The sequence below is a fragment of the Winogradskyella sp. genome, from assembly GCF_016744625.1.
In the GTDB taxonomy this organism is placed as follows: Bacteria; Bacteroidota; Bacteroidia; order Flavobacteriales; family Flavobacteriaceae; genus Winogradskyella.
The window spans coordinates 3,598-12,071 of record NZ_JADGDZ010000098.1; the positions used below are offsets into that span (position 1 = coordinate 3,598).

The 8,474-nt window shown below is 30.1% G+C and carries 7 protein-coding genes; 5 read left to right on the forward strand and 2 right to left on the reverse strand.

Going from position 1 to position 8,474, the window contains the following annotated elements; translation table 11 throughout:
* The 3 genes from QZZ53_RS14970 to QZZ53_RS14980 all read left to right on the forward strand — a co-directional run.
* A partial coding sequence (locus tag QZZ53_RS14970; RefSeq protein ID WP_296386157.1) for a leucine-rich repeat domain-containing protein occupies positions 1 to 1,827 on the forward strand: 1,827 nt, incomplete at its 5' end.
* 67 nt (positions 1,828 to 1,894) lie between these two features.
* Positions 1,895 to 2,278 carry a hypothetical protein gene (locus QZZ53_RS14975; RefSeq protein WP_296386159.1) on the forward strand — a complete coding sequence of 128 codons (384 nt, stop codon included), beginning with the start codon at positions 1,895 to 1,897 and terminating at the stop codon, positions 2,276 to 2,278.
* 100 nt (positions 2,279 to 2,378) lie between these two features.
* Positions 2,379 to 4,865: a tail fiber domain-containing protein gene (locus tag QZZ53_RS14980; protein WP_296386161.1), complete on the forward strand. Its 2,487-nt coding sequence runs from the start codon at positions 2,379 to 2,381 to the stop codon at positions 4,863 to 4,865.
* 4 nt (positions 4,866 to 4,869) lie between these two features.
* Here the strand turns inward: QZZ53_RS14980 and QZZ53_RS14985 are convergent, their stop codons facing one another.
* Positions 4,870 to 5,574 (reverse strand): response regulator transcription factor, encoded by a 705-nt coding sequence (locus QZZ53_RS14985; protein WP_296386164.1) that lies wholly within the window; start codon positions 5,572 to 5,574, stop codon positions 4,870 to 4,872.
* Entirely contained in the window at positions 5,567 to 6,688 is a 1,122-nt protein-coding gene (locus QZZ53_RS14990; protein ID WP_296386166.1) for a histidine kinase, read from the reverse strand. Before QZZ53_RS14990 ends, QZZ53_RS14985 begins: the two co-directional genes overlap by 8 nt.
* A 339-nt stretch (positions 6,689 to 7,027) precedes the next feature.
* On the opposite strand from QZZ53_RS14990, the gene QZZ53_RS14995 reads away from it, so the two are divergent.
* The gene (locus QZZ53_RS14995; protein WP_296386168.1) at positions 7,028 to 7,915 is read left to right on the forward strand and encodes an ABC transporter ATP-binding protein; all 888 of its coding nucleotides are present in this window, start codon (positions 7,028 to 7,030) and stop codon (positions 7,913 to 7,915) included.
* Between the two features lie 3 nt (positions 7,916 to 7,918).
* A partial coding sequence (locus QZZ53_RS15000; protein ID WP_296386170.1) for an ABC transporter permease occupies positions 7,919 to 8,474 on the forward strand: 556 nt, incomplete at its 3' end.

Sequence of the window (8,474 nt, forward strand, 5' to 3'; positions counted from 1 at the left end):
ACCAATATTGCTTTTCCTGAAAATGGTATGAATATCCAGAGTTTCACTTTTACGGGAAATCCCATCACTAATGTTATTTCGACTAATCTAACACCAACATATCTCAATGTTAGTGCTACTTTTGATAATGCAAACACAATTGATTTAACGGTTCCTGTTGGCACTGCTAGTTTATATAACACTAATTGGGCAGGTTTTGCTTCGGTTACAGAAGCAAGTGCTTTAGCGGTTAACGATACTTTCATTGTAGATTTTATTACCTATAGAGTTATTTCTGTAGCACCTGATGCAGTTGAAATTTTAGACTATAATACAGCTGGAGGTAATGTAGTTACTATACCTAGTACTGTTTCTTATGCAATTTCAACTTATGATATTACTAATATTAAAAATTTGTCTTTTCATCAAAAGGGTTTAACAGATGTTACTATTCCTAACAGCGTTACATTCATTGGTACTTCGGCTTTTCTTGATAATAATTTAAGTAGTGTTACTATTCCTAGTAGTCTTACGAGTCTTGGTGATTATATTTTTGCTGAAAATCAATTAACAAATGTTACTATTCCAGATAATATTTTAACTCTTGGAAGTGGTACTTTTCAAGATAATCAAATAGATACTGTCGTTTTTAGCAATAATATTACAACTATTGGTGGTTGTGCATTTTGTTTTAATCAATTAGCTAATGTTACTATTCCAGATAGTGTTACTGACATTGGAAATGGCGCTTTTTTTGATAACCAATTAACCAATGTTACAATTCCAATTAATGTTATTAATATTAGTGCTCAGGCTTTTAGAAATAATCCTTTAGTTAGTGTAACTTCATTAGCTGTTTTGCCTCCAACTATCGAAACTTCTTCTGCTTTTCCGGCCGCTATAGACACTTTTAATCATAACCGAGGTAATATTAATTTAATACTACCAAATTCAGCTACAGATGAGTATGTTACTGATAATGGCGCATTATGGACTGGCTTTAAAATGGTATATGAAGTAACCTCTACGACTACACTTGAGGTTACAGATTATGATGCAGCAAATGGTACTAGTGTTAGTATACCAGCTACAATAACTGATGCTTCTGTAACATATGATATTACAGAAATAGGTATTTCAGCTTTTTTCGATAAAGGTTTAACTAGTGTTACTATTCCTAATAGTATTACCTCTATTGGAACTTCAGCTTTTAATACAAACAACTTAACCAGTATAACTATTCCTGATAGTGTTATTACTATTGGTTCTCAGGCTTTTGTAACTAATGATTTAACAAGTCTTATCATTGGTAATAGTGTTATGGATATAGGTTTTGGTGCTTTTGTCGATAATGATTTAACTGATATTACTATTCCTGATAGCGTTACCAATATTGGCTTAATAGCCTTTGCTGCTAATCCATTAACCGATGTTACATCATTAGCTACAATACCACCTACAATAACTACTGGTACAAATGATACTTTCAATATTACGGGAGATCGTAGTGGTATTCATTTGCATATACCTGCTGGTACAATGGGAGCTTATGTTACAGATCTTGGCGCTTTATGGACAGGTTTTAACCCAGTAACTGAAGATGCACTAAGCGTTTCAGATTTTGAGTTAGCCAATGGCGTAAAAATATTCTCAACTATGGATGCCATAAATATCACAGCATCACATAATGTTCAATTAGAGAACTATACACTTTACAGTATTTCTGGAGCTAAAATTACCACAGGTACAGAAAATAGAATTACAACATCATCTTTTGCAAAAGGCATCTACATCTTAAAACTAGACTTTGATAAAGGAACCGTTGTTAAAAAAATTGCAATTAAATAATCTTAATTAAATCAAAAAACCACAAGCCACTTTACCTTATAGCTAAGGTGGCTTTTAAATTAAACCAATGGAAAACTTAATAGAGGTTAAAAACGACTATAATTCTTTAGATAAACTTAGAGATTTTTTAGAAAAGGAGTCCATCTACAAATGTTCTAAAACCTATGACACATGGGAAGTAAGAACAGATACTAATGGACAAATAGCAGAATGTATTATTCTCAAAAAAAGTGGGATGCATGCTGTAAAAGCATTTTTTGTAAATGAAAATACGGTGAAAATAAATCATATTATTCCAAATAAAATGATGAATGCTTATTTTGGAAAAAGTGTAAAAGCACATCGAAATATAATAGAAATAGCTGCAGGTGGCTTAAAAGAAGTTTTATTAAAAGCGTCTCAAGAAAATGCGTTTAAAGAGATGGAGCAATTAGTTTTAAAGGCTTCATAATTAATAAATTATATACTTTTTGAAGCTAGACTTTGGTAAAAGAAGAACCTTTAGAAAAATTATAGGTAGTGGTAATAAATTAAAAAAGTAAAACATTTAAATGGAAAATTTAGAATTTAAAAGTGTTAATTATGTAGGGATTATTAATTCTTTTATCCTAGCTTTTTTATTTCTGCTACTACCCATTTTCTCTTTTGGACAAGTAGGTATTAACACTACCAATCCTAATGCCACTTTAGACATAAGATCTTCAAACCAAGCAACTCCTTCAAATAATGATGGAATTTTAATACCAAAAGTAAATAATTTCCCAACAGTCAACCCAACTGCGTTTCAAAATGGAATGTTAGTTTTTTTAACAACAGATAATACCTTTTATTACTGGGAAAACAGCACAACTACCTGGATACCTCTCAGTTCAGGAGGAAATGTAGATCGCATAGATGATTTGTTTGATGGGAAAAGTGATTTTGATGGTACAGACAATGGTTCATCTGTATTTTTAGGAATAAATGCAGGTGCTAATGATGACGGTACTGATAATAAAAATGTTGGCCTTGGTCTTCAAGCATTATCTTTAAATACAACTGGAAATTATAATGTTGCATTGGGATATCAATCTTTATTTTCAAATACAACTGGTATAGCTAATATAGCAAGCGGTTCTGAATCTTTATATGCTAACACAGCAGGTAGTTATAATGTAGCAAATGGGCATCGTTCGTTATGGTCTAATACTACAGGTTTTCATAATATAGCTATAGGTGGTTTTTCTTTACTTTCGAATACAATAGGTGGTGGTAATATAGCAACAGGTTATGCTGCTTTGCAAAACAATACAACTGGCGATAATAATATAGCAACGGGTTTTCTTTCTTTAAATACTAACACAACTGGTTATGCTAATATAGCCAACGGTTCGGAATCTTTATCTTCTAACACAACTGGTTTTCATAATATGGCAATAGGGCATCGTTCTTTATGGTCTAATACTACAGGTCAAGGTAATATAGCAATTGGAGTGAATTCTTTAAGAGATAATACAACAGGTAATTATAATATTGCAACAGGATTAGCATCTATGCATGACAATACAACTGGTGATCATAACATAGCAACTGGTTATCAGACTTTACATAAGAATACAACAGGTGATTTTAATATAGCGATTGGTTTTCAGTCTTTATACTCTAACACTACTGGTTCTAATAATATCGCTCATGGTAATCAATCGTTATTCTTCAATACAACTGGTTCTTATAATATAGCACATGGAAATCAATCTTTAAGAAATAATACAACAGGTGCTAATAATAAAGCAAGTGGCTTTTTTGCTTTATATGCTAACACAACAGGTGCTAATAATATAGCAAATGGTAATTTGTCTTTACGGACCAACACTACAGGCAGTAATAATATAGCAAATGGAAATCAATCTTTAAGGTTTAACACAATAGGTATTAATAATATTGCAAATGGTGATAACGCTTTACGAACTAATACAACAGGTAGTAATAATATAGCGAATGGTTCTTATTCTTTATACTCTAATGCAACAGGCAATAATAATATAGCAAATGGAGAAAACTCATTACGTACTAATACAACAGGTATTAATAATGTAGCAATTGGTTCTCAATCTTTATACTCTAATACAACTGGTAGTTATAATATAGCATATGGTTTTGAACCTTTGTATTCAAATACAACGGGTTATAGTAACATAGCACTAGGTTTTAGATCTTTACATTCAAACACTTCAGGAGGTGATAATATCGCAAATGGCCTTTTCTCTTTAAGAAACAACACAACAGGAAGTAACAATATAGCAATTGGTTCTCAATCATTACAGAATAATGTAACAGGTAGTAATAATGTAGCAATTGGTTATCAAGCAGGTTCAAATGAATTAGGAGATAATAAATTATATATAGAAAACACATGGAACAATGCAGATAGTGCTTTAGTTTATGGTGAATTCGATACTGATATCATTAGGTTTAATGGAGACATAGAGGTTGGTATTGCAGGAAATACAAGTTATTTAGAAATCGCAAATTTAGGTAGTGATAATTTAGGCTTAAATGGAAATATAATACCATTTTCAGGATCTGCTTCAGGCTTTGATTTAGGTAATAATAATGCTACCGAACATTGGGATGATGTTGTAGCAAATAATTTTGTAACATTTTCAGATAGGATCACAAAAAACAATATTAAATCGCTTGAATATGGTCTTTCAGAAATCATGAAACTTAAACCTGTTACCTATCAATATAAAAAGGAAATAAGCCCTAATGATAGAACAAGAATAGGTTTAATTGCACAAGATGTAGAAAAAGTAGTACCAGAAGTAGTTATTACTGAAGACGTTGATTTTAATACCAAAACAGGAGAAATAGTTCGTATAAAATCAGATTTAAAAGCTATGACTTATATAGAATTACTACCTGTTTTAATCAAGGCAATGCAAGAACAACAAGGCATGATTAAAAGCCAAAACACCAAAATTGAGCATTTAGAAACTCAGCTTAAAAAACAACAAAAAGAAATTAAAGCTATTAAAGCACTTTTAAAAAAGTTCTAAAAAATTAACTTTTATACAAATTGCTAATACTACTTTTATAGGTTTGCCCAATAGCAATTTTATGCTCGTTAATTAATATGCGGTTACCTTCTATAAATTTGATTTTATCTATTGCAACAATAAATGATTTATGTACTCTTAAAAAATTATCTTCATTTAAAATAGATTCGTAATGTGATATTTTTTCATGGCTTACAATCATTTCATCCTTTAAGAAAAGTTTAGTGTAGTTTCCATAAGCTTCAATAAATAACAAGTCATTCAAGTCAATTTGATGGTGTTTTTTATCACCTTTAATAAAGAATCGAGTAGAAGTTGTTTCAGTATTAGAAACATCCTTAACAATTGCCTTTGTTGTTTGTGTATCAGACACTTTATTAACAGCTTTTACTAAACGGTCAAAACTAAAAGGTTTCAAAATATAATCTACAACATTCAATTCAAACCCTTCTAGAGCATGCTCTTTATAAGCTGTTGTAATAATAGTTTTAGGCGGATTGGTTAAGGTTCTTAAAAAATCCAATCCTTTTAATTTGGGCATATTAATGTCTAAAAACATGAAATCTATAGAATTTTCATTCAAATATTGCATGGCTTCCATAGCATTGTAACACTTTTTTTTCAATTGCAAATGTGGCAGCATGCTACAGAATTCTTCAATGATTTCATGTGCTAAAGGTTCATCTTCAATGATTATATACTTAAGCATCTTTATGAATTTTTAAAGTTGTTTTATAAATGTTATTCGTCGTATCAATACTTAATTCATGTTTTTCATTGTACAATAAAGATAGCCTTCTTTTAAGGTTTTGTAATCCTATTCCATTTGTTTTATCACTTTCTTTCTCATCAAAATTATTATCAATTATAAAATAGATAAAATCTTTATCATCATATAAATTGATATTAATAAAGGCATTTTCTGCAAGTGATTCAACACCATGTTTAAAAGCATTTTCTAATAAAATGATATATAATAAAGGAGCTATAGTTAAGCTCGAATCAATATCATGATTAAAAGTAATCTTTACAGATTTTTGGTATCGAATTTTATGCAATTCAATATAATTGTTTAAATATTCAATTTCATCAGAAAGCATTACGGTTTCTTTTTCTCCTTCATAAATGGTATAACGCATCATATCAGACAATTTCAAAATCACTTCTGGTGCCTGTTCAGAGTTTTTAACAGTTAAGGCGTAAAGGTTATTTAATGTATTAAAGAAAAAATGAGGGTTTATTTGTGTTCTCAATAGCGATAACTCCGTTTTTGCTTTTTCAGCTTTTAAATTTTGTAACCATTTCCATTGCTCAAAAACCCAAATAAGAAATAAGATTGGTATTGGTAGAAAGAACATATAGAAAGGGAAATCTTCTTTTATATTTAGATAGGCTTCTAAATCACCAGAAAAGAGTCTTAAATAAATGAAATAAAGAAACAAAGGAGTATAAATGAGTGCAATTAATTTCCAATACTTTTTTATAAATACTGGCACTAAAATATACGCTAACCCAAACCAAAATCCCATTAAAAGAATAAATGTAACTGGATTATCTGGCAACTTCATATAAGAATCGACAATTAATGCTACAAAAATGAGAACGAATAGACCAAGTAATTTAATTACAGTTCTCTTATTCTTTTTAAAATGATGAAATGGCAAAGCGATTATAAATCCCCAAAAAACGGCATAAATAATAATTTCTAATGACCTTTCTTTTGGAAGAAGAATAAAACCAAAATAATCTAGCACATAGAATATTGGAATGATAATAATGAATCCAATTAAAAAGGCTTTATATGTCTTTAATAACTTAATCATAACTCAAAAGTAAGTATGTTATGCTCTATAGACAAGTAAGTTGATAGACACTACGATTATTAACATCAACATATCCATTTTCAGGACGAACACTATTGGCACTATTTTTCACTACGTATAACTTTATAAAGACATCATATGTCATATTAATTATAAAGCACTCTTCATCCGTTATATGTTTGTCTTAAATTAATATTAAAACCACAATTATGAGAACTTTAAGTAACAAACAAATCACAATTAAATTAAGAAATACTAATAGTTTTAAATGGAACACAAAAAGACGTTTTAGATAAATACTACTGCTAAAAACTACATCAATCAAAAAATCAAATAGGTATGAATACATTACAAATCAATAATCTTAGTAAAACGTATCCAAATGGAGTAAAAGCGTTAAACGGAATTAATTTAGAAATCACCAATGGTATGTTTGGTCTGTTAGGAGCTAATGGAGCAGGGAAATCTTCTTTGATGAGAACCATTGCTTCTTTACAAGAACCAACTTCTGGAAGTATTTTATTCAATAATACTGATATCATACAAAAACCTGAAGATATAAGAAAGCATTTAGGATACTTGCCGCAAGAGTTTGGTGTGTATCCAAAAATTTCAGCAGAAAAATTACTGAATCATTTAGCTATTCTAAAAGGCATATTAAATAAAAAGGAACGCAAAGAACAAGTAACAGCATTATTACAGCAAGTGAATCTTTATCAACATCGAAAAAAATCTGTTTACACTTTTTCTGGTGGAATGCGTCAGCGATTTGGTATTGCCCAAGCATTGTTAGCAAATCCGCAAATAATCATTGTAGATGAACCAACAGCAGGTTTAGATCCAGAAGAAAGCAATCGTTTTTTAAACTTACTAAGTGAAATAGGGGAGAACGTCATTGTAATCTTATCAACTCACATTGTAGAAGATGTAAGAAACTTATGTCCAAAAATGGCAATACTTTCTAATGGTGAAATAATTTCAGAAGGTAATCCAACAGAATTAGTTGCCAGTATAGATGGCAAGATTTGGACGAAGATAATTCCTAAAAAAGACATAGAAGCTTACAAAAATGCTTTCGATGTAATTTCTACAAAGTTAGTGTCTGGAGAGACTCAAATTAGGGTATTGTCAGACAAAAAACCAGAAGAAGGTTTTGGGTTAATCACACCTAATTTAGAAGATTTTTATTTCACTACACTTTTTATCAATCAATCTAAAGCGTCCTAAGTTATGTTTAAGCAATTATTTAATTTCGAAGTTTTTTATCAGTTAAAGCAACGTGCATTTCCAATATTCGCCATCTTATTTTTAGCATTAGGTGTATTTGTTGGTAGACAAGGATTTGCACCAAAAGGAGTAGATTTCAACTCTGTTTATCAAGTATATTTTCATACAAGTCTTTTTACTTTAGGAAGTGTTTTTATCATCATGTTTTTCGCTATTAGTGCAATTCTTAGAGATAAGCAGCACAATATGGAGAGTTTAGTTTATAGCTCTTCAATTAAAAAAATGCAGTATTTCTGGAGTCGCTTTTTAGGTACATTTACATTTAGTGTATTAGCATTTTCACCTTTTATTTTAGGCTATATTTTTGGAAATTATTTTTCTGATTTAGATCCTGAACGCATTAGTGACTTTCAGGTATTAACCTATTTACAGCCTTGGTTATACATCGTTTTGCCTAATATTTTTTTTTGTTCTACTATAATATTCTCTGTAAGTACACTAACAAAAAATAGTACAGCAACTTATGTAAGTGCAGTGTTTGTTTACATGTTATATTTTG